This is a genomic window from Sulfurihydrogenibium azorense Az-Fu1, assembly GCF_000021545.1.
GTDB lineage: Bacteria > Aquificota > Aquificia > Aquificales > Hydrogenothermaceae > Sulfurihydrogenibium > Sulfurihydrogenibium azorense.
Genome location: NC_012438.1, coordinates 32,790 through 55,976 on the forward strand (window position 1 = coordinate 32,790; position 23,187 = coordinate 55,976).

Below are 23,187 nucleotides of genomic sequence, written 5' to 3' on the forward strand. Positions count from 1 at the left end.
CTACTAATTATATTAAGGAATTAGGTATTGGTGGTTTAAAGATTTGATTTTGAAGTATATACTTAAACTTAGATTTCTCTATGACGGTAAAATCAAAGAGATTCTTAACTATATTTAGATTTTCTAAATTTATTGAAAACTTAATCTCTGTATCGTTTTCTACAGTGGAAACACTATCTCCGTAAACTTCTTGATAGTACTGGTCCTCTATTTGGTCATAAATCTGCCCAACGTGACTAAAATTTACACATAAAACCAAAAATAAAGAAGTTAGAACCTTTAAAATAAACATAAAACATATTTTATCATAAAAAGTTTGAAAGATACATAGCTGTAACTGTATCCATTGTTTTTACGTGATTTATAATCCATGGTTTAAAGTTGTAAACAAGATACTCTTTTAAAGTTTTAACATCGTTTTTTTCTTTTAGCATCTTTTCTAAACTCTTTAATTCAAATAATACTCTGTCGTGTTCTCCCCTGTGCATAGAATATGCAAAAAAGTTTGTCTCTTCCATCATATTCTGTTCAAAAGAAAAGTGCTGTATCACATCATTTAAAAACTCATCAAATAACTTAACAACTTCATCAAATTTAGAGCTATCGTTTTCAAATTCTAAAATTTTCTCATAGAGTTTATTTAGTATTTCTACCTCTGTTGAATGAACTTCATTCATTTCATCAACAGCAACTTTAGGCATTTCTTGAGGATTTATTAACATTTTACTCACCTCTAATTTAAGATTTTAATACCATTATATCTTAAATTTAAATTTTTTTCAAACTGTGTTATAAAATCTTGCAAAGTTTTAAAATTTGGTTTATTCTAATTTTACATATTTATAGGAGGAGATAAATGGTTACTGGTTACTTTGGATTAACTATATTCTTTGTATTAGCAGTAATTGTAGGAGCTGCATTACTTATTTTAAACAGACTTTTAGCTCCTAAAACTCCTGAACCTTACGAAGGTTATCCCTATGAGTGTGGGGTTCCACTTTACGATAAAACTACGTGGACTACAATAGATCAAAAATATTACCTTTTAGGTTTACTTCTTGTTCTCTTTGACTTAGAGTCTGCTTTTGTATTTCCTTGGGCTGTAATATTTAAAGAAGTAGCTCAAGTAGCTCCAGGGTTTATCTTTACAGAGATGTTTTTCTTCTTAGCAATACTTATTTTAGGATACATATATGCTTGGAAAAAAGGAGCGTTAAGATGGCAGTAAACGTAAACAGTGGGATAATTTTAACTACAGTAGAAGAAGTTTTAAGCTGGGGAAGAAGAAACTCCCTATGGCCCGTGTCTATCGGTCTTGCTTGCTGTGCTATAGAGATGATGCATACAGCTGCATCAAGGTTTGATACAGACAGGTTAGGTATAATTTTTAGAGGTTCTCCAAGACAATCGGATGTTTTAATTGTAGCTGGTACCGTTGTAAACAAAGTAGCTCCGATGCTTAAACTTATATACGAACAAATGCCAGACCCTAAATGGGTTATATCAATGGGTGGCTGTTCATCAGGAGGAGGTCCATTCCCTACTTACTCAACCCTTCAAGGTGTTGATAGGATAATTCCAGTTGATGTTTATATTCCCGGCTGTCCTCCAACACCTCAGGCATTACTTTGGGGAATTATGGAACTTCAGAAAAAGATAAAAGCAAAAAAAGAAGGAAAAGAGTTAAAAGAAATTCCAATAAAAATTCCTGCGGAATCTAAACCTATAAGTAAGTAGAGGCAAAGTTTGATTTGGATAAATCCTCAAAAGGTAGACAATTTAAAGTCTACCTTTCCTTCTTTAAAAATTCTTAAAAGTGAAAACTCTGTATCTGTAGAGATAGAAAAAGAAAAGCTAGTAGATTTTCTAAATTATATAAAACAAGATCCAGAGTATTCTTTTAAAATGTTTATTGACTTTACAGTTGTAGATTATCCTTTTCATAAACCAAGGTTTCAAGGTGTTTACATACTATACTCTCCTGACTTTAATGAAAGAATAATAGTAAAGACGTGGACAGATGAAACTCTTCCCTCCCTTACACCTCTATGGAAAGGAGCTAAGTGGGCAGAAAGAGAAGCTTACGATATGTTTGGAATAAAGTTTGAAGGTCATGAAAATTTAGTTAGAATGTTCTTGTGGGAAACTTACCCTTACTACCCTTTGAGAAAAGATTTTCCAAAAGAAGGCATAAAAGATACTTACCTTCCTTCATTAAACGAAAGGGAAAATATTCCAAGTCATGATTATGACCCTTACCATACAGCTATTCCAACCTTAGAAGACTTGGAAATCACAGAAAGAAAGAGAATAAACAAAAAAAATCAGATAGTGTTAAACTGGGGACCTTTACACCCGGGAACCCATGGAACGATATGGTTCTTATTTGACCTTGAAGGTGAGACTATAAAAGAGTGTGATATTATTCTTGGACAGCTACACAGAGGGATAGAAAAGTTAGCTGAAGACCTTACATACACCCAGATTATTCCTTACACAGACAGAATGGATTACATATCAGCACTTTGTTCAAATATAGCTTACGTAAACGCTGTAGAAAAACTCCTTAAAGTGGAACCTACAGAAAAGGCAAAATGGATAAGAACAATGATGGCTGAACTACAGAGGATAAACAGCCATCTTCTATGGCTTGGTACAACCGCTTTAGACCTTGGTGCTTTAACTATGTTCTTATACACCTTTAGAGAAAGAGAAAAGATTATGGATATTATAGAAGGTATAGCTGGTATAAGGTTAAACTCATCCTTCTTGAGGATCGGAGGAGTTAGGTATGACCTTCCGGAAGGTGCTTTAGATGTTATAAAACACTTTATAAACGATTTTCCTTCAAGAATTAAAGATTACGAAGACCTTTTAACAAAAAACAGGATTTGGATAAAAAGAAATAAAGATGTTGGTATTGTTACAAAAGAAGATGTTTACCAGTATGGACTAACTGGTATTATGGCAAGAAGTGCAGGAGTTCCTTACGATATAAGGTATATTCAGCCTACAGACGCTTACCCAGAGGTAGATTTTGAAATACCACTTGGAACAGTAGGAGATGCTTACGATAGATACCTTTTGAGAATGGAAGAGATGAAACAAAGTATAAAGATTATTCATCAATGTGTACAAAAGTTAGAAAAGATGAAAGATGATAAATATCTTGCAACGGAAAATCCCTACGTTTTACCTACACTACAAGAGACTTACTACTCAATAGAAGCTATGGTAAAAGACTTTAACCTTCGTATATACGGAGAAAAAGCCCCAGAAGGAGAGATTTACCTATCAGGAGAAAATCCAAGGGGAGAGTTAGGATTTTACATAGTAAGTAAAGGAGAAGGTAGACCTTACAGATTAAGAATAAGGTCTGGAGCTTTTTATAATCTACAAATATTTCCTCAACTTATAAAAGGAAGAACTGTAGCAGACGCAGTTGCTCTACTTGGAAGTATTGACCCTGTTGTTGGAGAAACTGACAGGTAAATTCCAAGTATGGTTTAAAGGACCATGACCTTTACCTAAAGATAGACTGTTTTCTATAGCACCTTGTATGTACTCTCTAGCCTTTTTTATAGCATCAATTGGGCTTTCTCCCTTAGCTAAAAATGATGTAATTGCAGCTGAAAATGTACATCCAGTTCCGTGAGTATTTTTAGTAGGAATGGATTTTGCTTTTAGATAATGAAACTCTTTACCATCATATATAACATCTACTTTTACATCACCTTCAAGATGACCACCTTTTAAAACTATATACTTAGATCCTAAAGAGTGTATAATCTTACAAGCTTTCTCCATATCTTCTATACTTTTTATCTCCATTTTACATATGTCTTCAGCTTCTGGAATATTTGGAGTCACTATTAAAGCTAAAGGTAGTAGTTTCTCAATAAGTGTTTTCCTTGCCGATTCTTTTAGAAGAGGATCTCCAGATTTTGCTATCATTACAGGGTCTACAACTAAGTTATTTAATTTAAAATCTTTTATAGCTTGAGAAACAGCTTGTATTATCTCTTGGGAAAATAACATACCTGTTTTTAAAGCATCAACTCCTATATCCTCTGCTACTGCTTTTATCTGACCGTAAACTATGTCAGGAGGAACTGGATGAACACCGAAAACTCCAACTGTGTTTTGAACCGTTATAGCTGTTATTGCACTCATTCCATAGACACCTAAAGCAGTAAATGTTTTTAAATCTGCTTGTATTCCTGCACCACCACCACTATCAGACCCCGCAATAGTTAAAGCTTTCGCTATCATAGTTATACCTCTATGTTTTTAGAAAAATTATAGCAAATGAAAATATACAATCTTTTTGTGTTTTTTTCCTTTTAACACCAATTTTAGACACTTTATATTATTTTAAATATCTTTAAAAATACATTACATCTCTTTCAGCTACATACTGAAGTAGCTTATGTTTAAACTCATCTTCTAAGTTTACACAAAAATCAGAGTGAAGCTGTATTTCACACTCAAAGTTTCTGTCGTAAATATGTATTACAACATCTTTGTCTCCTCTGTGCTCTTTAAAGAGCTGTTGTAATTTCGGAAGTAAGCCATTCATAGCTTTTTCTTTTGGTATTTTTATTTTTACACCTTTTATATCTTTTAAAAAGTTTTCTATAGGCTCTACATTTACTACATTCATTGATATCTTCTCCTGTTCGTCATCTATTTCTATAAAACCTTCTAACACAACTATGTTGTCATCTTTTAAAAGGTCTTTGTTTTCAAGTTTTTCTGGAAAGGCTCTACAATCTATCTGCCCTGTTTCATCAGAAAAGCTGAACATCATCATCGTATTTCCTGACTTGGTCTTTTTTAGCTTGATTTCATCTACAACGCCTGCAAACTTTACTTTTAAATCACCTTCTGGTCTTTTTCCACTAAAGACAAGGTCGTATATTTCTCCTATTTTTGCTACTTTTCCTTTTAGCTCTTTTTTGTAAGCATTTATTGGATGTCCTGAAAGGTAAAATCCTAAGACTTCTTTTTCATACTTTAACTTTTCTCTTTCTGTAAGTTTCTTAATTCCTGTATCTTCGTAAGTATGTTTTACGTTTACAACGGGAGTTGTTGTTAAAGCGAAAAGAGAGTTTTGTCCGGCCATTTTACTCTCCCTTGCTTTTTGTCCTGAAGATATTGCTTTATCCACGTTGTTTAGTAAGATGGCTCTGTCTACCTTCTCAAAGTCAAAAGCTCCTGCTTTTATAAGACTTTCTAATACTCTTTTGTTTGCCGTTTTTGTGTCAAGTCTTTCGCAAAAATCAAAAATATCAACAAATTCTCCATTTTTTTCTCTCTCTTTAACTATTTCTTTTGCTGAAGACTCTCCTACGTTCTTTATCCTTGCAAGTCCAAATCTTATGTTTTTTGGAGATTCTATGTAAAACTCAGCCATACTTTTGTTTACATCAGGGGGTAGTAGTTTTATACCAAAGTTTTCCATATCTATAAGGAGGTTTAAAAATTTACTATCGTTTACCTCTGTAGAGAGTTTTACTGCAAAAAATTCATCTGTGTAGTAAGTTTTAACCCAAGCAGTCCAGTAGGTTAGGTATGCGTATGCTGTAGAGTGGGATTTGTTGAAAGAGTATGAAGCAAACTTTTCTATATCGTCCCAAAGTTTTTCTACTTTTTCTCTGTCAAATCCCCTTTCTACTGCACCTTCAACGAATCTTCCTTTCATTTTTGCCATAGTTTCTGGATTTTTCTTTCCTATAGCTTTTCTTAATGTGTCAGCTTCTGCCATTGAAAATCCAGAGAGTATGTTAGACATAAACATTATTTGCTCTTGGTAAACTATAAGTCCATAGGTTTCTTTTAAAACTTCTTTTACTTCTTCAAATGGGTACTCTATAGGTTTTCTTCCGTGTTTTCTTTCTATGTACTCATCTACCATTCCACTCATTAAAGGTCCAGGTCTAAACAGTGCAAGTATAGCTATTATCTCATCAAAAACAGTAGGTTTGAGTCTTACTAACAGGTCTTGCATTCCTTTACTTTCAAGCTGAAATACACCTGTTGTTTTTCCTGATTGAAGCAGTTTGTAAACGTTTTCATCGTCAAGGGGTAAGTCTTGGTAGTTTATCTCTATACCATGTCTTTCTTTTATAAGTTTTTTCATTAGGTCTAACTCTGTAAGGGTCTTTAGACCTAAGAAGTCCATTTTTACTAAGCCAAGCTGTTCTAAGGTTTTCATCTCAAACTGGGTTGCTTTGTTTCCATCTTTATCTCTATAGACTGGAACGTACTCATCCAGTGGACCCGGTGCAATAACTATTCCAGCTGCATGGATACCTGTGTGTCTTGCAGAGCCTTCTAACTTCCTTGCAAGGTCTAAAAGCTGTTTTACTTTAGGGTCTGTTTCGTAGAGTTTTCTAAAGTCTGGGTTTGCTTCAAGATTTTCGTCTATCGTTAAGGTACTACCTTGAATTGGACCGGGAAGTATCATCTTCGCTATTTTATCAGCTTCTTGGTATGGAAAACCTAAGACCCTTGCAACGTCCCTTATAACCATTTTAGATTTCATAAAGTTAAAGGTTATAATCTGGGCTACGCTGTCTTCTCCGTACTTATCTTTAACATATCGAATCACCTTCTCCCTGTTTTCCATACAAAAGTCAACATCTATATCAGGCATTGATATCCTTTCAGGATTTAAAAATCTTTCAAAGATAAGACCGTGTTTTAACGGGTCAATTTCTGTTATACCCAGACAGTAAGCTACCAAAGAACCTCCTGCAGAACCTCTTCCAGGACCTACAGGAATACCGTTATTCTTCGCATAGTTAATAAAGTCCTGAACTATAAGGAAATACTCTGCAAATCCCATATTGTTTATAACGTCTATCTCATACTGTAGCCTTTCTCTATACTCTTGGAGCTTCTCTTTAGATAGGTTTTTCTCCTTTTCAAGTCTTTTTTCTAATCCTTCTTTTGATAATTTTTCAAAGTATGCTTTTATATCTTCTTGGGTTGGATTTTCTATACCCGGGATTTGGTATTTTGGAAAGAGATAACCCCTTGTTTCCGCTGTATCTATTTCAACATTACACTTCTCAGCTATTTCCATAGTGTTTTTAAGGTACTCTTCATAACCTTTAAACTTTTCGTACATCTCTTCTGGAGATGTAAAGTGAAGACCTTTTACTTTAAAGGCTTTTCCTTTCTCTTGAAGGCTTTGTAGAGTTTCTTTCATCTGTAATGCTTTTATAACGTCGTGGGCTGGTTGGTCTTCGGGGTTTAAATAGTGGGAGTCATTTGTCCCTACTACCTTAATACCTAACTCTTTTGCAAGTTTTATAATACCTTTGTTGGCCTCTTCTTGCTCTTCTAAGCCATTTACCTGAATCTCAAAGTAAAGGTCTTCTCCAAAGATATCTTTTAGTCTTTTAGCATACTTTTTTGCTTCTTCGTACTGGCCTTTAGACAAAAGATTTGGAATAAATCCCTTTAAACAAGCTGTTTGACAGATAAGCCCTTCATGGTACTTTTCAAGGAGCTCCCAGTCTATTCTTGGTTTATAGTAAAAACCTTCTGTGTAAGATAAAGAAGACAACTTCATAAGATTTTTAAATCCTGTTTTATCTTTTGCAAAAAGTATAAGGTGGTAGTTTTTATCTGTAAGTATATCGTCAGACCCTTCCCCTTTCTTTTCAAACCTGTTGTTTGTAAAGTAGCTCTCCATACCAATAATAGGCTTAACCCCTACACTTTTCATCTCTTGGTAAAACTCTACAGCTCCAAATATATTTCCATGGTCTGTAAGACCTACAGCTTTATATCCATACTCAACAGCTTTTTTTGCCAAATCTTTTATCTTAATAGCACCATCCAAAAGAGAGTAGTGAGTATGAAGATGAAGATGTACAAAATCTTTTCCCATCTTTATCCTCATTTTGTAAATTTTTTATTAAGTTTATATTAATACTCTATCTGCTGATTTTAAAGTATGACTTTTTTGATAAATTTTTACTATTATGGTAAAATTGGAAAGGTGTTATAAAGCAAAAAACTATAACAAATAAAGGAGAGATGCGATGAAAAGAATGGATAAGTTAATTCAAGAGTACATCCATGACCCATACTTTACAAAAGAGAAGTATCATGATCCATCTGTGTGTGAGAGATGTGGAGTTGTTTTCCATAATGGAATATTCGAATGGATGAAAGAAGTTCCTAAGAATGCTGAGAAAATTGTATGTCCAGCTTGTAGAAGAATAGAGGATAACTACGAAGGTGGTATAGTTTATTTAGAAGGCCAATTTTTAGAAAAGCATAAAGATGAGATTTTACACCGTATTAAAAATGTTGAAGAAGAAGAGATGGAGTACAGACCTTTAGAAAGAATTATAGATATAAAAGAAGAAAACGGAAAGTTTGTTATAAGAACCACATACGAACACCTTGCAAGAAGAATAGGCGAAGCTGTACATAAAGCCTACAAAGGAGAATTAAAACTTAACTACCCTGAAGGTAAAAAGTACGTAAGAGTTTACTGGCACAGAGACCAGTAGATTAAAAATTATGAAACAAGATAGGGCTGTATACAAAAAACCAATCAAAGACTTACCAAAAGACTTACTACCAAGGGAGAAAGCTCTTAAATATGGGCTTTCTTCTTTATCTGATGAAGAACTTTTGGCTATATCTTTAGGATCCGGAACAAAAGGAATAAACGTAATAGGGTTATCTCAAAAAATACTAAATGGGAAATCATTTAAAGAGTTGAAAAACATATCCTTAGAAGACCTAAAAAAAATCAAAGGAATAGGTACGACAAAAGCTCTGCAAGTCTTATCTATCATTGAGATTGCCAAAAGAATGGAAGACCCTGAAGAAAAAGTAAAGATAACCTCTGTATCTGATGCTTACAGTCTTTTAAAATACCTATCTAAAGAGTCTCAAGAGTATATGGTTGGAATTTATCTAAACAGCTCAAACGAGCTTATAGCAAAGGAAGTTATAGCAAAAGGGTCTTTAAACGTTGTTAGGGTTTTACCAAGAGATATTCTTTATTATGGATTAAAACATAACTGTAATGGAATAATAATCGCCCATAATCACCCAAATGGCTCAAGTAAACCTTCTGAAGAAGACATAAACTTTACCAAAAAACTCTCTCAACTTGCCCTTGAGATGGGTTTTGAACTTTTAGACCACATTATAGTTGGAAAAAACGATTACTTTAGTTTTGCAGAAAAAGGATTAATTTAATGGAAATTTTTGTTCCTCTGGCAATTTTTACCCTAATTTTACTGTCTCAGGTAAACTCCCAAGAAGAAGTATATAGAACTGAGCCACTTTACATAGTAAATTATGAAAATAATCAAACAGACAAATCAGACCAATTAAAAAACTATACTGTTTATAAAGTTTACGTTTTTGGTTTGGCAGTAGGTGATATTTATATTACTAAAAAAGATGGAAAAATCGAGGCAAAAGGTCAAACTTATAAATCTTTGAGATTTTTATACAACTATGACTTTCTTTATATAGAAGAAGGAGATTACAAAGCACTTTACGAGAAAGAGAAGGATAAAGAAAAAATCTACGAAAACCAAGAGATATACGAAAAAAAACCTTGGCTTCCTATAATAACAAAGTTTTTCAAAGATAACGTTTCTCCTCAAGATATTCTATATATGAAGATACAGATAAACAACGCTCCTGTTTTAATATCAAAACAAGAAAATCAAGACCAGATTGTTTACATATTTGAACCTCAAAAAAGCAAGACAAAAAAAATATTAGTATACATGAGAAAAAATCAAAGTGTTCCATACAAAATAGACATAGAGGCTAAAGTGAGTATATCTTTAGAACTTGTTAAACCTTAATTACCACTGGATTAAAAGCTTTAGTTCCTACTAACACTTCTTCTCCGACTTTAAACTCCTGTGTAGTTGCAACCTCAACTAAATTACCATCTATGTCTACAGTTATTACATAGACCAAATCGGCCTTTCTTACATCTAAAACTGTTCCGTAAAAAGAAAACTTTCCAGAGATACTTTTTTCTATAAAAACTTCTCTAGGAGTGCCTATCTTCTTTATCTTTCCATCTTCAAGGTATATAACTCTGTCTGATAGTTTAAAAACTTCAGGTTTGTCATGAGAGACTAAGACAGTGGTTAAGTTAAAGATTTTGTGGATTTTTTTTAGTTCGTCTTGAAGTTTAGACCTTATTGAGTAATCAAGAGCTGAGAGAGGCTCATCTAAAAGAAGTATATCAGGATTTTTTACGATTGCCCTTGCTAAAGCTACTCTCTGTTGCTGACCTCCTGACAAGGATGAAGGATACCTGTCTTTTAGAGAGTAAAGTTCTACTGTCTTTAAAACTTCGTCAACTCTATCTAACTGCTTTTTATCTACTGCATAGGCAACATTTTCATAAACCGTCATATTAGGAAAAAGAGCATAGTTTTGAAACACAAACCCTACATTCCTTTTTTGTGGTGGAAGGTTTATCTTTTTTGATGAATCAAGGTAGACTTTTCCATCAAACTCTATATAACCTTCATCCGGTTTTTCAAGTCCTGCTATCATCCTTAAAATCGTTGTTTTTCCACTACCTGATTTTCCAAATATAGTTAAAAATTCTCCCTTTTCTACTATAAAATCAGCTTCCAGAGTAAACTTACCCTTATAACCAATAAGTTGTTTTTTTACTTTTACTATAATCATTTTACTGAGCTACCTCAAACCTTTTGTTTAACATGTATAAAAGTAAAAGTACAAAAAATGAAAGTCCAAAAAGTATTGCTGCGTAAGCATGGGCAGTTGTGTAATCAAGTTTTTCTACAGCGTCGTAGATTGCTATTGATACTACCTTCGTTTCTCCCTCTATACTACCTCCTACCATCAAAACAACTCCAAACTCTCCTACAGTATGGGCAAAAGAAAGTGTTATTCCTGTCATTATGGCAGGCTTCATATTTGGTAGGATAACTCTAAAAAGGGTTTGGATTTTAGATTTACCAAGGGTGTAGGAGGCCTCTATCAAAGATTTATTTACAGACTTAAACCCTGATAAAAGTGGATGAACCATAAAGGGAAAACTAAATATCACTGAAGCTATAACTATTCCTTCGTAGTGAAACGCAAGCTGATGCCCAAACAATTCTTGCCAAAACTTTCCTAAAAATCCGTTTTTAGACATTATCAAAAGAAGATAAAAACCCAAGACAGAAGGAGGCAGTACTAAAGGAAGTGCAACTACAGCTTCTATAGCTGCCTTTAACTTAAATTTAGAATAGCTTAAAAAGTATGCCAAAGGCATTCCTACAAAAAACAGTATAACAGTTGTCGTAAAAGCAAGTTTTAATGTAAGGTAAAAAGGCGTAAAGTCTATCTGTTTTAAAACTTCAACCATATTACACCTCTAAGATAATATTTGTAGGTTTTATGTATATGTAGATTTTATCGTCTACTTTAAAGTCCTCTGCCTCGTACTTTGATAAAATAGCTGAAAATTGATAATTTTTCGCTTGAAAATTGATAGCTGAAAATATCTCTCCAAAAGTTATAGATTTAATCTCACCTTCAAAGGTATTTATTTTAAAAATTTTTTCTTTAGAAAAGATAAAATCATTCTCTTTAAAAATGAGTTTTACAGACTTTCCTACTTTTAGATAATCTACTGTGTTTGGATTTTCAAGAACTATACAGTAAAAATCTCCAAGTTCTGTGCTTAACTTTACTTGAGAGATTGTGTCTGTAAACTCAACGCTAACTACGTAGGCTTGAATTGTATTCATCGTTAGCCTCTCTTGTTATTCATGTAAAGCATTTTAAAAGAAGATATTAAAAGTATAACTCCCAGCATTATCCTAAGCCCGTGGCTTGAAAACTGCTTTAAAAACAAACTTCCTACAAACGAACCCAATATAGAACCTATAACCATAAACAGCACAAAAAACTTTTCATCTAAAACTGTCTTAAAGGAATATCTTCGTTTACTATGTAATCTAACTCAAAACTGTTTAACTCTACCATTACTCCTCACCCGGTAAAATAAATCCGTACTTAACAAATATCTTTCTTGCCTCAGGAGTTCCTATAAAATCGTAAAATCTTTTAGCTGTTTCAAATGTTTCTCTGTCTGTGTTTGCATGCTTTAAGATTGCATAGCCTTGCTTTATCTCATTGTGGCAAGTTGCAGGTAAGAGGTAGTATATTCCTATCTTTTGAAGTTTTTCACTTTTTGCAATAGAAAGGGCTAAAAATCCTACATCTGCAGCTCCTGTTTCAACATACTGAGCTGTTTGGCTTATATTTTCACCTAAAACTAACTTATCCTTTAATTTGTCAAACAGCCTGTAATGTTCAAGACATTGTTTTGCCGCAACACCGTAAGGAGCATGCTCCCAGTTTGCTATTGCTATCTTTTTCACTCTTGGGTCTAACACTGTATTTATACCTTTGGATACGTCTATTCCACTGTCTTTCCTTGTCCAAAGGACTATTCTACCTATAGCATAGGGTTTTACATCAGATAAGGTTAGTCCTTGCTGTTTTAGCTTTTCTACGTATGACATATCAGCAGAGAAAAACAGATCGTAAGGAGCTCCATTTACAACCTGAGTGTAACCCTTTCCGGAAGAACCAAAAATAGCCTTAACTTTGTCTTGTGGATACTTTTGTTTGTACACTTTTAAAATCTCTTCAAAAGCGTAGGTTAAGTCTGCAGCTGCGTAAACGGTAATCTCTCCTGCGTACGCCTTAAATGCAAGTAGTAAAGCCAAAACGATACCTAAAATATTTTTCATCGTAAACCTCCTATATAAATTTTTATATAACCAAAATTAGTAAAAAAATTTTTAAAACTTACCTACTATAATATCAGACACTTTGATAACAGCTAAAACTTCCGTACCTTCTTTAAGAGTTTCAAGACAGACTCCAGTTGTTTTGCTTTCATCTTCCCAATCTGTTAAAAAGTACTTAGCCCTAATTGAACCAGAGAACTTAGACTCCTTTATAGCAGAGAATATGTCATCAGCAGCCATAACACTGGTTGACAAAAGTAAAGAAGTCAAAAGAGCCTTCCTCATATCTTAACCTACGTCGCTATGTATAAAAATATATAACCATATAAAAACGTTAAAAAATATATGATAAATATCATATGTATAAACCAATTTCTTATTGTTGTATAAAATAACACTATTAGCTACTAACTAACGATTTAATGTATTCTAATAAATAATCTTTTCCTACATAAAATTTATGTTCTTCATATAATTTCCCGTCATAACTGTAAACAAAAACACCATCAGATTCAAAGGGAAGAATTACTCTCCATTTTCTTTTATTTTCTGGATTTTGAGGGTTAAAAAGTTCTTTATCTACATCAGGAGTGGCAAGTAAATATTTATAATTCTTTTTATATTGCTTTACCTTTAAAGCCCAGTAAGCAGTTTGTGCTCCTCTTTCTCTAAAAGATTTTTTTACAGATATTACACAAACAAGTTTATTATCTTTCTTTCTAACTACACAAACGTCTGCATCAATCATCTCACTTTTATCACCATATTGAATATAAAGCTCTTCTATGTTTTTTAAAACTTTGGAAGGATGTCCTATGGAAAAATGTTCTCTAATCTCATTATCACTTAAAAGTAGTTGAATTACTTCTTTTTCTTTATCTTTTCCCGCTTTACTAACATTGCTTTGTCTTTCTTTTATAATCTTTTCTTTTTTCATAATATCTCCTATCAAATTTAATTTATGAAGAATTATGCTATAATATAGATGTTTGTAAAAAGTAGCACCTAAAATTTGGGGGTTAAAATGAAATACCTAACAGGAAAAGAAAACAAAGAAATTAAGATAAGATTAAACTATAATACCTTTGAAAAACTAAAGGAAGTGTCTTTTAAAAAGGAAATAAGTTTAAATTTTTTGATAAATCAAATACTTGAAAAAGAGATAAATGAAAGTAATTATGAAAAGGATATTAAGAATTATTTTAAAGAAAAACCAGAACTTATTTTTAGTAACGATAAAATAAAGTTATTCCATAATGACTTTATAGAAGTTGACTTATCTGACTACAAAGGGAAAGTTAATTTAATAATTACCTCTCCACCTTATAACGTTGGAATAGAATACGGAAAACATAACGATGCCGTGAACTATGAAGATTATCTTTCTTTTACAGAAAAATGGTTGTATAAATCTTATGAACTTTTAGCTGATGATGGAAGGGCATGTATAAACATTCCTTTAGACAAAAACAGGAACGGATTGAAACCTGTTTATGCTGACTTTATAAATATTGCCAAAAAAGTAGGTTTTAATTATCAATCTACTATAGTTTGGAATGAACAAAATGTATCAAAAAGAACTGCATGGGGAAGCTGGCTTTCTGCTTCTGCACCTTATGTTATAGCACCTGTTGAGATGATTGTAGTACTGTATAAAAAACAATGGAAGAGAATAAACAAAGGAGAAAGCACAATAACAAGAGAAGAATTTATACAGTGGACTAACGGAGTTTGGAACTTTTCCGGAGAGAGTAAAAAAAGAGTTGGACATCCTGCTCCTTTTCCATTAGAGCTTCCCAAGAGATGTATAAAACTTTTTTCATACAAAGATGATTTAGTGTTAGACCCTTTTTCTGGTAGTGGTACTACCCTTATAGCTGCTTTTAAAGAAGAAAGGAGAGCTATTGGAGTAGAAATTGACAAAAACTACATAGATTTATCTGTTGAAAGATTAACAAAAGAAATAAGCAAACCTCAAAAAAACTTATTAAATATTGATTAACTTTCTATTCTACTGTAACAGTTTTTGCAAGGTTTCTTGGTTGGTCTACATCCTTACCTAAAATAGTTGCTATGTGGTATGTCAGTAGTTGTAAAGGTATTACCGATACTATAGGGTAGAGATTTTCGTTTTCTACAGAAGGTATTTTTATTATGTTATCTGAAAGTGATAATAAATGGCTATCTTGACTGTCACTAACAGATATTACTATTCCTTTTCTTGCCTTTACTTCTTGGATGTTTGATATCATTTTTTCGTATAATGAATCTTTTGGGACTATACAGACTACTGGAAGATTTTCATCTATAAGGGCTATAGGTCCGTGTTTCATTTCACCTGCAGGATAGCCTTCTGCGTGTATGTAAGATATCTCTTTTAGTTTTAAAGCTCCTTCTAAGGCTATAGGATAGTTTAGTCCTCTTCCAAGGAATAAAAAGTCCTTTACGTTATGGTATTTGTAAGAGATTTCTTCAATAGCTTTATCTTGTTTTAAAACTTCATTAACTAAATGTGGAAGATGGATTATATCGTTATAGTACTTTTCAAACTCTTCTTGGGTTAAATTACCTCTTTCTAAGCCTGCCTTTAGTGAAAAAAGTAGTAAAGTTATAAGTTGAGCTGTAAAAGTTTTTGTAGCAGCTACTCCTATCTCTGGACCACAGTAAGTATATATAACAAAATCACTTTCCCTTGATAGGGAGCTTCCTACCACGTTTACAATTGATAGAACTTTTGCGCTTTTCTTTCTGGCATCAATAGCTGAGAACCTTGTATCTGCTGTTTCTCCCGATTGGCTTATAGCAATGATTAACGTTTTCTCGTTTACCGGAAAATCTCTGTACCTAAACTCAGAAGCGTAATCGACTATTGTTGGTATTTTTACAAACTTTTCAATCCAAAATTTTCCTACAAGTCCTGCATGGTAAGAAGTCCCACATGCAATAATAACAATGTTTTGTATATTTTTTATTTCGTTATAAACTGGGTTGTTTAAATCTGAGAAAAATCCAGATATTGTGTCTGTAATAGTTTTAGGTTGTTCGTAAATCTCTTTTAGCATAAAGTGTTTAAATCCACCTTTTTCAGCAGCTGCAAGGTCCCACTTTACAGTAAAAGGCTTTTTTTCTACCTTGTTTCCATTTATGTCGTAAACTTCTACTTTATCTTTGGTTATAACAGCTATCTCTTCATCGTCTAAAGCTATAAATGTTTTTGTGTACTCTAAGATAGCTGGAATATCTGATGCTATAAAGTTTTCTCCCTCTCCTATCCCAACCACTAAAGGACTTCCTTTTCTTAGGGCAACTATCTTGTCCGGCTCTACCGTTGATATTACACCTATGGCGTAAGCTCCTTCTATCATCTTTGCAACTTTTAAAACAGTCGTTAGAAGGTCTTTTTCATAATACTCTTCCAGTAGGTGTGCTATCACTTCTGTGTCTGTTTGTGATTTAAATTGGTATCCTTTTTTTATAAGTTCATCTTTTAATTTAGCGTAGTTTTCTATGATACCGTTATGAACTACTGCAAAAGCCTCACTTTTACTTGTGTGAGGATGGGCGTTTTCTATTGAAGGTGGTCCGTGGGTAGCCCATCTTGTGTGAGCTATTCCTATGTTTCCATTTATTTCTTTTCCCCAGATGTACTCCTGAAGGTCTTTTATCTTCCCTACTTGTTTTTCAACTATTATTTTTTTCGATTTTTCATCTAAAACAGCCAATCCTGCCGAGTCGTATCCTCTGTACTCAAGTCTTTGAAGCCCATGAAGTAAAACAGGAACTGCCTTTCTGTATCCAACATAACCAACTATTCCACACATCTTTTAAAATTCCTCTCTTGATTTTTTTATTATCTCCTTCATCCTTCTTACGGCTTCGTAAAGTCCTAAAAAGACTGCGTTGGCTATTATTGAATGTCCTATATTTAACTCTTCTATCTCTTTTATTTTTGCTATCTCTTTTACGTTGTCGTAGTTAAGTCCGTGTCCTGCGTAAACCTTAAGACCCTTTTCTTTTGCATACTTTGCTGCCTTTTTTATTCTTTCTAACTCTTTTTCTACTGACTTTCCACAAGCATTTGCATACTCTCCCGTGTGTATCTCTATAGCATCACAACCAACTTCTAAAGCTGCGTCTATCTGGTCTAAATCTGGGTCTATAAAAAGGCTTACATGAATACCTGCCTGTTTTAACTCTTTTATGTAATCTTTAAGGTAATCTTTTAAAGATACTACGTCTAATCCACCTTCGGTGGTAATTTCCTGCCTTTTTTCTGGAACTAAAGTACAAGTGTTAGGCAATGTTTCTAAGGCTATCTGTTTCATCTCTTGAGTAGGTGCCATCTCAAGGTTTATAGGAATAGTGCTATCTTTGAGCTCACACTTTAACCTTAGAAGGTCTTCATCTTGGATATGTCTTCTGTCCTCTCTTAAATGTAGAGTTATCTGGTCAGCTCCTGCTTGTATTGCAATTAGAGCTCCCTTTACAGGGTCTGGTTCAACGGTCTTTCTTGCCTCTCTTAAAGTTGCTATGTGATCTATGTTTACTCCCAGTCTCATCTTTATTCCTTTATTTTTCTAAAAGCTTCTTTTGCTGCTTGCGTTTCTGCTTCTTTTTTAGACTTACCTTTCCCAGTTGTTTTTATCTTTTCTATCTCACATTCTACTACAAAAACTTTATCATGTTCAGGACCTTCTGAGTGTATCAGTCTATATTTTGGTATTTTACCGTAAAGTTTTTGAGTTTCTATTTGAAGTAAAGATTTGTAGTCTCTGGGTATGTTTTCTGTTTTTATATCTTGTAAAAGTTTTTCTTTAAAGAGTTTATTAAAAACATTTCTAGGAGTGTCTATATTGTAGTCTGTATCTATGTATATAGCTCCAAACACAGCTTCAAAAACATCACACAGTAGAGAGTCTCTTTCACTACCTTTTTGAGATTTTTCTCCTTTACTTATAAGAACAAACTGTCCTAAATTTAGTAATTTTGCAAGTTTAGAAAGGTAAGCTTCACTTACAATTGCAGACCTAAGTTGAGAGAGGTCTCCTTCCCTTGCATCAGGAAACTGTTTTATCAGTATCTCACTTACAATCAAAGATAAAACTGAGTCTCCTAAAAACTCTAAAACTTCATAGTCTTTAAGCTTTACAGGATACTCAGCAACGAAAGACCTATGTGTTATAGCAGCCAAAAGTAATGATTTATCTTTAAAATTGTAATCTAAAAGTTTTTCTAAATTCTCTACTCTACGTAAAAATTCTGGATTTTCAATCTTCATAAGCCTTGAATACTAAACAACCGTTTGTACCACCAAAACCAAAGGAGTTAGATATCGCCACTTTAACAGGATATTGGATAGCTTTGTTAGGAACGTAGTCTAAATCACATTCAGGGTCAGGATACTCATAGTTTATAGTAGGTGGTATTATTCCTTCTTTTATAGTTAAGGCTGTAGCTACTGCTTCTACAGCGCCTGCAGCTCCCAGTAGGTGTCCTATCATAGATTTGTTAGAACTTATCTTCAGTTTATAAGCATGGTCTTTAAAGACCTGCTTTATAGCTAAGGTTTCTATTTTGTCGTTTAGAGGTGTTGAAGTTCCATGGGCGTTAACGTAATCTACTTCTTCCGGGTTGACCCTTGCATCGTTTAAAGCCATCTTTATTACTCTTATAGCACCATCTGCATCAACGCATGGAGCTGTAATATGGTAAGCATCTCCTGTTAGACCATATCCTACTACTTCTGCGTATATCTTTGCTCCTCTTTTTTTTGCATGTTCTAACTCTTCAAGAACAACTACTCCTGCACCTTCACCCATTACGAAACCATCTCTTTGTGCATCAAAAGGTCTTGAAGCTTTTTGAGGTTCGTTATTTCTTGTAGATAGAGCCTTCATATTAGCAAATCCTGCAACACCAAGTGGTGTGATAGCAGACTCTGTTCCGCCTGCTATCATAATATCTGCATCTCCTCTTTGAATTATCTTAAAAGCATCACCTATAGAGTGGGTTCCAGTTGCACAAGCAGTAACAACACAAGAGTTTGGTCCTTTAAAGCCAAACTCTATAGATATGTATCCAGATGCCATATTTGATATACCGGAAGGTATGAAGAAAGGAGAGACTCTCTTAACTCCCTTCTCCATAACAACCTTTTGTTGTTCTTCTATGTCCCGAAGGCCGCCAATACCGGTCCCGACTATAACACCTGCCCTTGTTAAATCTATCTTGTCTAAATCTAATCCTGAGTCCTCTATTGCCTCTTTTGCTGCAATAACTGCAAACTTTACAAAATCACTCATCCTCTTTAACTCTTTTGAGTCTAAGAACTTTTCAGGATTGAGGTTTTTTACCTCTCCTGCAATTATTACAGGAAGACCTATTGCAATAGGGTCAAACCTTTTAATAAGGTCTATTCCACTAACGCCATTAACAAGGTTTGTCCAAAAATCTTTTACGTTGTTACCTATAGGTGTTACAGCTCCAAGACCGGTTATGACGACTCTTCTCATCCTTATTACCCTTGCTTTGATTTAATGTATTCTAATACATCTCCAACTGTTGCTATCTTTTCTGCATCTTCGTCTGGAATCTCTACACCAAATTCCTCTTCAAAAGCCATTATAAGCTCAACAACATCTAAAGAATCAGCTCCAAGGTCATCAACAAACTTAGCATCAGGAGTTATCTTCTCCATCTCTACTCCAAGTTGATCTGCGATAATTTCCTTTACTCTTTGTTCGATTGACATCTTTCAAACCTCCTATATAAAATTTTTAAAACATTCCGCCATTTACGTGTATTGTTTCACCAGTTATATAACTGGCCATATCTGATGCTAAAAATAAAACCACATTTGCAACATCTTCAGGTTTTCCAAACCTTCCAAGGGGTATCTGTTTTAAATAGCTTTCTACAATATCAGCAGGAAGGTTGGCTGTCATATCAGTTTCTATAAAGCCGGGTGCAACTGCGTTTACAGTTATATTTCTTGAAGCAAGCTCTTTTGCCAAAGATTTTGTAAAGCCTATTAACCCTGCTTTTGTTGTGGCATAATTAACCTGTCCTACATTTCCAATAAATCCTATTATAGAACTGATGTTTATAATCCTACCGTATCTTTGTTTTATCATAAGTTTGGCTACTGACTGAGTTATTTTAAACGTTCCAGTTAAGTTTGTATTTATAACAGAATCCCAATCTTCCTGCTTCATTCTTATAAAAAGTGTGTCCTTTGTTATACCTGCATTGTTTACAAGAACGTCTATCTTTCCACCAGACCAATCTACAATCTCTTTAAATGGACTTTCAATATCTCCTGAAAGGTCTAAGTTTATACCAAAGGCTTTAACACCAAACTCATTTTCTATATTTTTAGCTAAAACTTCAGCTGCTGATTTTTCTCTACCTGTTATTATTACATTTGCACCGTGTTTAGCGAAAGATAATGCTATTGCTTTACCTATCCCTCTTGTTGAGCCTGTTACTAAAACATTTTTCCCTTTAAAATCTAACATCAATACCTCTTTACAAAATAGCAAAAATTACTTAATATTTTAACATATTTTATAAAATTTCATAAAAAATAAAAAATTATTAAAAGAGGTGTCAAAACTTTGGAAAATTTAGAAATAAAGCTTTCTATCTCTTGTTCTTGCGGACCTTTATCTTTGTCTGAGGAAAAAAATGCAGAGTGTTATCAGTGTGGTATACCTATAACTGGAAAACCCTTAAAGTTTGAAGTAGACGGAAAGATGGAAGATTTTTGCTGTTTTGGATGCTATCTTATCAACAGGACAACAGGTTTAAGAGGAGAAGAAGGAACTGCTTTAGCATTTTTAGGGAAATTTGGTTTTGGATATTTTTTAGCTATGCTTGTGATGATGTTGAGTATGTATATATACGGATCTCACTTTGTTGATCCTAACGATAGAGAGATGCTTCTTTTTACAGGATTTATAAAGTGGGTTATACTATTCTTATCTACACCTGTTATGATACTACTTGGTATTCCAATACTTAAAAACTCTTTTTCTAAGGAGAATCTACTTAACTTTAACACAGACACTCTTATAGCTATAGGTTCTTTTTCTGCTTACTTTTTATCTGTTTACTCTGTTTTGACAGGTAAAAATGCTATCTACTTTGAAACTGCTACAATGATACTTGTCTTAGTTACCTTTGGAAGGTACTTAGAGACATCTTCAAGGGTTAAGGCATCTAACTTTATGAAACAACTTATGGATTTATCTGCAAAAAAGGCGACTGTTATAAAAGATGGAAAAGAAGTTGAGATTCCTGTAGAAGAAGTAAGGGTAGGAGACATCGTAAAGATAAAACCCGGAGAAAAAGTCTCTGCTGATGGAGTGATAGTAGAAGGTGTAGGAAATGTAGATGAGTCTATACTAACAGGTGAGATAAAACCGGTTTTAAAAAAGGTAGGAGATTACCTGTATACTGGAACAACGGTTTTAGATGGTAGCTTTTTAATAAAAGTGGATAAACCTCAATCTCAATGGACTTTAAACAGATTTATAGAGATAATGAAACAGATTAGGAACACAAAAGCTCCTATAAACCGTATCACAGATAGGATAGCTTTCTACTTTTTACCAATAGTATTTTTCCTTGCCATCTCATCTTTTATATATTGGTTTATACAAGCAGGTTTTGAAAAAGCTTTGATAGTATCTTTATCAGTTTTACTTATATCATGTCCTTGTGCTTTTAGCATAGGAGCTCCTCTTGCTCTATGGCTTGGGCTTGGACAAGCTATGAAAGACGGTGTTATCATCAAAAGCGCTGAAGTGTTGGAAAAGCTGTCAACGGTTAAAAAAGTTTTCTTTGATAAAACAGGAACGATAACAGAAAGAACAATGGAAGTATCTCAAGTTTGGTTTAAAGATGATAAATCAAGAAACGTATTCTATTCTTTGGAAAAAAACTCTGAACATCCCCTTGCCAAAAGTTTTATAAATTGGTGTAAAGAATGTAGAGAGTTAAAAATTGACGATTTTAAAGTTGTTTTTGGTTTTGGAATTAAAGGTAAGGTAGAAGGAAAAGAGTATATACTTGGTAGTGAGGAGTTTTTAAAGCAGCATGGCGTTATGTTAGATGATAATATAAAGAAACTTAAAGAAAATGCCATAAAAAATGGAGAAGTGATAACATTTCTATCAGATAAACAACAAATTTTAGGATTTGTATCTTTTTCTCAAAAGATAAGACCAGAAGCCAAAATAACTATTGATGTACTCAAAAATTTAAAAGTTGAAGTAGGTATTCTTACAGGAGACTCTGATTACTTTGCAAATGTGCTGAAAAAGGAACTTCAAATAGAAGATGTTAGGGCTAACCTACTTCCTGAAGGCAAGTTAAAAGCCATAAAAGAGGAAAAATCAAAAGGAAAAGTAGTTGCAATGGTAGGAGATGGTATAAACGATGCTCCAGCGTTAGCAGAAGCAGACATTGGTATTGCAATGGGCTGTGGTACTGACCTAACAAGAGAGTCAGCATCTATCAGTCTTATAGGTGATGATTTAAGAAAAATCCCTTTAATAATAATATTATCTCGAAAAGTAAAAAGGGTAATATACACAAACATATTCTGGGCATTTATATACAACATAATAGGTATGGGATTAGCTATAACAGGGCATTTAAACCCTGTATTTGCAGCTCTTGCAATGGTTCTTAGTAGTGTATTTGTTATAGGAAACTCTTTAAGAATTAAGACATACTAATATGATAGGATGCATACTTTTAGCAGCTGGAAAAGGAAGTAGGTTTGGAGATAAAAAACAGTTTTTAGAATTAGGTGGAAAAAGGATATTAGATTACTCCATAGAAACAGTTGAAAGTTTACCCCAGATAGACAAGGTTGTCGTTGTTTTGCCTCAAGACAGTATTGATTTGAAAATAAAAATGAGTAAAGATTTTGAGAAAGTAGTAGGTGGCAGTGAAAGACAGTACTCTGTGTACAATGGTTTATTACATTTAAAAAATTGTGATATTGTCGTTATCCACGATACGGCAAGACCTTTTGCCACTTCTAAAATGTTTTTGGACGGGATAGAAAATGTTAAATCCGGATGGGATGGTTCAATTACTGCTTATAAATCAAGAGATACAGTAAAAGAAGTTTTAAACAAAAAAGTTGTTAAAACGTTAGACAGAGAAAGTATCTATATAGTTCAAACACCTCAAACCTTTGATTACCAAAAACTACTTTACGCCCATAAAAAAGCTTTATCGGAAAACTTTTTAGCCACAGACGATTCTGCTTTAATGGAAAGGGAAGGATTTAAGATAACTGTAAATGAGGGAAGTTTTTTAAATTTTAAGATAACATATCCTGAAGATTTAGAGTTAGCTAAAGCTTTATTGAAAAGGTAAGGCT

The 23,187-nt window shown here is 33.5% G+C and carries 26 protein-coding genes; 9 read left to right on the forward strand and 17 right to left on the reverse strand.

Translation table 11 applies throughout. The annotated features are described in order from the left end of the window. Positions 1-7: 7 nt before the first annotated feature. Positions 8-292 (reverse strand): hypothetical protein, encoded by a 285-nt coding sequence (locus SULAZ_RS00165; protein ID WP_012674174.1) that lies wholly within the window; start codon positions 290-292, stop codon positions 8-10. Positions 293-305: 13 nt separating this feature from the next. Beyond that, on the reverse strand, positions 306-722 hold the full coding sequence (locus tag SULAZ_RS00170; protein WP_012674186.1) for a bacteriohemerythrin: 417 nt from the start codon (positions 720-722) through the stop codon (positions 306-308). Between the two features lie 134 nt (positions 723-856). On the opposite strand from SULAZ_RS00170, the gene SULAZ_RS00175 reads away from it, so the two are divergent. The 3 genes from SULAZ_RS00175 to nuoD are packed head-to-tail and all read left to right on the forward strand — an operon-like array spanning position 857 to position 3,492. Further along, complete coding sequence (locus SULAZ_RS00175) at positions 857-1,228, forward strand: NADH-quinone oxidoreductase subunit A (protein ID WP_012674780.1); 372 nt, start codon at positions 857-859, stop codon at positions 1,226-1,228. Continuing rightward, on the forward strand, positions 1,219-1,737 hold the full coding sequence (nuoB, locus tag SULAZ_RS00180; RefSeq protein ID WP_012673966.1) for an NADH-quinone oxidoreductase subunit NuoB: 519 nt from the start codon (positions 1,219-1,221) through the stop codon (positions 1,735-1,737). The genes SULAZ_RS00175 and nuoB overlap by 10 nt, the downstream gene beginning before the upstream one ends. Positions 1,738-1,746: 9 nt before the next feature. Then, on the forward strand, positions 1,747-3,492 hold the full coding sequence (gene nuoD / locus SULAZ_RS00185) for an NADH dehydrogenase (quinone) subunit D (RefSeq protein WP_012674755.1): 1,746 nt from the start codon (positions 1,747-1,749) through the stop codon (positions 3,490-3,492). Here nuoD and thiD read toward each other — a convergent pair. Both thiD and dnaE read right to left on the reverse strand, forming a co-directional pair. Beyond that, on the reverse strand, positions 3,448-4,272 hold the full coding sequence (gene thiD, locus SULAZ_RS00190) for a bifunctional hydroxymethylpyrimidine kinase/phosphomethylpyrimidine kinase (RefSeq protein WP_012674032.1): 825 nt from the start codon (positions 4,270-4,272) through the stop codon (positions 3,448-3,450). The two genes, nuoD and thiD, sit on opposite strands and share 45 nt — an antisense overlap. A gap of 112 nt (positions 4,273-4,384) precedes the next feature. Next, a complete protein-coding gene (gene dnaE, locus SULAZ_RS00195; protein WP_012673964.1) occupies positions 4,385-7,903 on the reverse strand; it encodes a DNA polymerase III subunit alpha in 3,519 nt (1,172 codons plus the stop codon). A gap of 154 nt (positions 7,904-8,057) precedes the next feature. Between dnaE and SULAZ_RS00200 the strand changes: the two genes are divergently transcribed. From SULAZ_RS00200 to SULAZ_RS00210, 3 genes are read left to right on the forward strand one after another with little or no spacing between them, the layout of a single operon-like run. Next, the gene (locus SULAZ_RS00200; RefSeq protein ID WP_012675028.1) at positions 8,058-8,534 is read left to right on the forward strand and encodes a BCAM0308 family protein; all 477 of its coding nucleotides are present in this window, start codon (positions 8,058-8,060) and stop codon (positions 8,532-8,534) included. Positions 8,535-8,544: 10 nt separating this feature from the next. Continuing rightward, positions 8,545-9,234 carry a RadC family protein gene (gene radC / locus SULAZ_RS00205; protein WP_012674231.1) on the forward strand — a complete coding sequence of 230 codons (690 nt, stop codon included), beginning with the start codon at positions 8,545-8,547 and terminating at the stop codon, positions 9,232-9,234. Further along, positions 9,234-9,857, forward strand: a complete 624-nt coding sequence (locus SULAZ_RS00210; RefSeq protein WP_012673619.1) for a hypothetical protein — start codon at positions 9,234-9,236, stop codon at positions 9,855-9,857. Before radC ends, SULAZ_RS00210 begins: the two co-directional genes overlap by 1 nt. Here the strand turns inward: SULAZ_RS00210 and SULAZ_RS00215 are convergent. From SULAZ_RS00215 to SULAZ_RS00240, 7 genes are all read right to left on the reverse strand, one after another. After that, positions 9,847-10,704 (reverse strand): ABC transporter ATP-binding protein, encoded by an 858-nt coding sequence (locus SULAZ_RS00215; protein WP_012674345.1) that lies wholly within the window; start codon positions 10,702-10,704, stop codon positions 9,847-9,849. The genes SULAZ_RS00210 and SULAZ_RS00215 overlap by 11 nt on opposite strands. Position 10,705: 1 nt before the next feature. After that, a complete protein-coding gene (modB, locus tag SULAZ_RS00220; protein WP_012673952.1) occupies positions 10,706-11,392 on the reverse strand; it encodes a molybdate ABC transporter permease subunit in 687 nt (228 codons plus the stop codon). Between the two features lies 1 nt (position 11,393). After that, entirely contained in the window at positions 11,394-11,777 is a 384-nt protein-coding gene (locus SULAZ_RS00225; RefSeq protein ID WP_012673849.1) for a hypothetical protein, read from the reverse strand. Positions 11,778-11,779: 2 nt separating this feature from the next. Next, positions 11,780-11,923, reverse strand: coding sequence for a TSUP family transporter (locus tag SULAZ_RS09270; protein WP_012674200.1), 144 nt, complete (start codon positions 11,921-11,923; stop codon positions 11,780-11,782). Positions 11,924-12,014: 91 nt separating this feature from the next. Beyond that, a complete protein-coding gene (modA, locus tag SULAZ_RS00230; protein ID WP_012674941.1) occupies positions 12,015-12,788 on the reverse strand; it encodes a molybdate ABC transporter substrate-binding protein in 774 nt (257 codons plus the stop codon). A 51-nt stretch (positions 12,789-12,839) separates the two neighbouring features. Next, positions 12,840-13,073, reverse strand: a complete 234-nt coding sequence (locus SULAZ_RS00235; RefSeq protein ID WP_041675739.1) for a hypothetical protein — start codon at positions 13,071-13,073, stop codon at positions 12,840-12,842. 115 nt (positions 13,074-13,188) lie between these two features. Next, positions 13,189-13,725, reverse strand: a complete 537-nt coding sequence (locus SULAZ_RS00240; RefSeq protein ID WP_012673476.1) for a BsaWI family type II restriction enzyme — start codon at positions 13,723-13,725, stop codon at positions 13,189-13,191. A gap of 87 nt (positions 13,726-13,812) precedes the next feature. Here SULAZ_RS00240 and SULAZ_RS00245 point away from each other — a divergent pair, with 87 nt between their 5' ends. After that, positions 13,813-14,790, forward strand: a complete 978-nt coding sequence (locus SULAZ_RS00245) for a DNA-methyltransferase (RefSeq protein ID WP_012673847.1) — start codon at positions 13,813-13,815, stop codon at positions 14,788-14,790. Positions 14,791-14,794: 4 nt separating this feature from the next. On the opposite strand, the gene glmS is transcribed toward SULAZ_RS00245, so the two are convergent. Genes glmS through fabG form a run of 6 tightly spaced genes read right to left on the reverse strand, consistent with a single transcriptional unit; the run spans position 14,795 to position 20,305 of the window. Beyond that, the gene (gene glmS, locus SULAZ_RS00250; protein WP_012674624.1) at positions 14,795-16,609 is read right to left on the reverse strand and encodes a glutamine--fructose-6-phosphate transaminase (isomerizing); all 1,815 of its coding nucleotides are present in this window, start codon (positions 16,607-16,609) and stop codon (positions 14,795-14,797) included. A gap of 3 nt (positions 16,610-16,612) precedes the next feature. Next, positions 16,613-17,347 carry a pyridoxine 5'-phosphate synthase gene (locus tag SULAZ_RS00255; RefSeq protein ID WP_012673970.1) on the reverse strand — a complete coding sequence of 245 codons (735 nt, stop codon included), beginning with the start codon at positions 17,345-17,347 and terminating at the stop codon, positions 16,613-16,615. 2 nt (positions 17,348-17,349) lie between these two features. Next, entirely contained in the window at positions 17,350-18,066 is a 717-nt protein-coding gene (rnc, locus tag SULAZ_RS00260; protein WP_012674732.1) for a ribonuclease III, read from the reverse strand. Next, positions 18,056-19,300 (reverse strand): beta-ketoacyl-ACP synthase II, encoded by a 1,245-nt coding sequence (gene fabF, locus SULAZ_RS00265; protein ID WP_012673575.1) that lies wholly within the window; start codon positions 19,298-19,300, stop codon positions 18,056-18,058. The genes rnc and fabF overlap by 11 nt, the downstream gene beginning before the upstream one ends. A gap of 5 nt (positions 19,301-19,305) precedes the next feature. Further along, entirely contained in the window at positions 19,306-19,539 is a 234-nt protein-coding gene (gene acpP / locus SULAZ_RS00270) for an acyl carrier protein (RefSeq protein ID WP_012674704.1), read from the reverse strand. A 25-nt stretch (positions 19,540-19,564) separates the two neighbouring features. Then, complete coding sequence (fabG, locus tag SULAZ_RS00275; RefSeq protein ID WP_012673472.1) at positions 19,565-20,305, reverse strand: 3-oxoacyl-[acyl-carrier-protein] reductase; 741 nt, start codon at positions 20,303-20,305, stop codon at positions 19,565-19,567. 99 nt (positions 20,306-20,404) lie between these two features. Between fabG and SULAZ_RS00280 the strand changes: the two genes are divergently transcribed. Both SULAZ_RS00280 and ispD read left to right on the forward strand, forming a co-directional pair. After that, positions 20,405-22,531: a heavy metal translocating P-type ATPase gene (locus SULAZ_RS00280; protein WP_012674885.1), complete on the forward strand. Its 2,127-nt coding sequence runs from the start codon at positions 20,405-20,407 to the stop codon at positions 22,529-22,531. A gap of 1 nt (position 22,532) precedes the next feature. Next, positions 22,533-23,183 (forward strand): 2-C-methyl-D-erythritol 4-phosphate cytidylyltransferase, encoded by a 651-nt coding sequence (gene ispD / locus SULAZ_RS00285; protein WP_012674607.1) that lies wholly within the window; start codon positions 22,533-22,535, stop codon positions 23,181-23,183. Positions 23,184-23,187 lie beyond the last annotated feature (4 nt).

Excerpts from the sequence above, each read along its gene's own strand:
- SULAZ_RS00165 (WP_012674174.1), bottom strand. The coding sequence starts at position 292 with ATGTTTATTTTAAAGGTTCTAACTTCTTTATTTTTGGTTTTATGTGTA.
- SULAZ_RS00170 (WP_012674186.1), bottom strand. The coding sequence starts at position 722 with ATGTTAATAAATCCTCAAGAAATGCCTAAAGTTGCTGTTGATGAAATG.
- SULAZ_RS00175 (WP_012674780.1), top strand. The coding sequence starts at position 857 with ATGGTTACTGGTTACTTTGGATTAACTATATTCTTTGTATTAGCAGTA.
- nuoB (WP_012673966.1), top strand. The coding sequence starts at position 1,219 with ATGGCAGTAAACGTAAACAGTGGGATAATTTTAACTACAGTAGAAGAA.
- thiD (WP_012674032.1), bottom strand. The coding sequence starts at position 4,272 with ATGATAGCGAAAGCTTTAACTATTGCGGGGTCTGATAGTGGTGGTGGT.
- dnaE (WP_012673964.1), bottom strand. The coding sequence starts at position 7,903 with ATGGGAAAAGATTTTGTACATCTTCATCTTCATACTCACTACTCTCTT.
- SULAZ_RS00200 (WP_012675028.1), top strand. The coding sequence starts at position 8,058 with ATGAAAAGAATGGATAAGTTAATTCAAGAGTACATCCATGACCCATAC.
- radC (WP_012674231.1), top strand. The coding sequence starts at position 8,545 with ATGAAACAAGATAGGGCTGTATACAAAAAACCAATCAAAGACTTACCA.
- SULAZ_RS00210 (WP_012673619.1), top strand. The coding sequence starts at position 9,234 with ATGGAAATTTTTGTTCCTCTGGCAATTTTTACCCTAATTTTACTGTCT.
- SULAZ_RS00215 (WP_012674345.1), bottom strand. The coding sequence starts at position 10,704 with ATGATTATAGTAAAAGTAAAAAAACAACTTATTGGTTATAAGGGTAAG.
- modB (WP_012673952.1), bottom strand. The coding sequence starts at position 11,392 with ATGGTTGAAGTTTTAAAACAGATAGACTTTACGCCTTTTTACCTTACA.
- SULAZ_RS00225 (WP_012673849.1), bottom strand. The coding sequence starts at position 11,777 with ATGAATACAATTCAAGCCTACGTAGTTAGCGTTGAGTTTACAGACACA.
- SULAZ_RS09270 (WP_012674200.1), bottom strand. The coding sequence starts at position 11,923 with ATGGTTATAGGTTCTATATTGGGTTCGTTTGTAGGAAGTTTGTTTTTA.
- modA (WP_012674941.1), bottom strand. The coding sequence starts at position 12,788 with ATGAAAAATATTTTAGGTATCGTTTTGGCTTTACTACTTGCATTTAAG.
- SULAZ_RS00235 (WP_041675739.1), bottom strand. The coding sequence starts at position 13,073 with ATGAGGAAGGCTCTTTTGACTTCTTTACTTTTGTCAACCAGTGTTATG.
- SULAZ_RS00240 (WP_012673476.1), bottom strand. The coding sequence starts at position 13,725 with ATGAAAAAAGAAAAGATTATAAAAGAAAGACAAAGCAATGTTAGTAAA.
- SULAZ_RS00245 (WP_012673847.1), top strand. The coding sequence starts at position 13,813 with ATGAAATACCTAACAGGAAAAGAAAACAAAGAAATTAAGATAAGATTA.
- glmS (WP_012674624.1), bottom strand. The coding sequence starts at position 16,609 with ATGTGTGGAATAGTTGGTTATGTTGGATACAGAAAGGCAGTTCCTGTT.
- SULAZ_RS00255 (WP_012673970.1), bottom strand. The coding sequence starts at position 17,347 with ATGAGACTGGGAGTAAACATAGATCACATAGCAACTTTAAGAGAGGCA.
- rnc (WP_012674732.1), bottom strand. The coding sequence starts at position 18,066 with ATGAAGATTGAAAATCCAGAATTTTTACGTAGAGTAGAGAATTTAGAA.
- fabF (WP_012673575.1), bottom strand. The coding sequence starts at position 19,300 with ATGAGAAGAGTCGTCATAACCGGTCTTGGAGCTGTAACACCTATAGGT.
- acpP (WP_012674704.1), bottom strand. The coding sequence starts at position 19,539 with ATGTCAATCGAACAAAGAGTAAAGGAAATTATCGCAGATCAACTTGGA.
- fabG (WP_012673472.1), bottom strand. The coding sequence starts at position 20,305 with ATGTTAGATTTTAAAGGGAAAAATGTTTTAGTAACAGGCTCAACAAGA.
- ispD (WP_012674607.1), top strand. The coding sequence starts at position 22,533 with ATGATAGGATGCATACTTTTAGCAGCTGGAAAAGGAAGTAGGTTTGGA.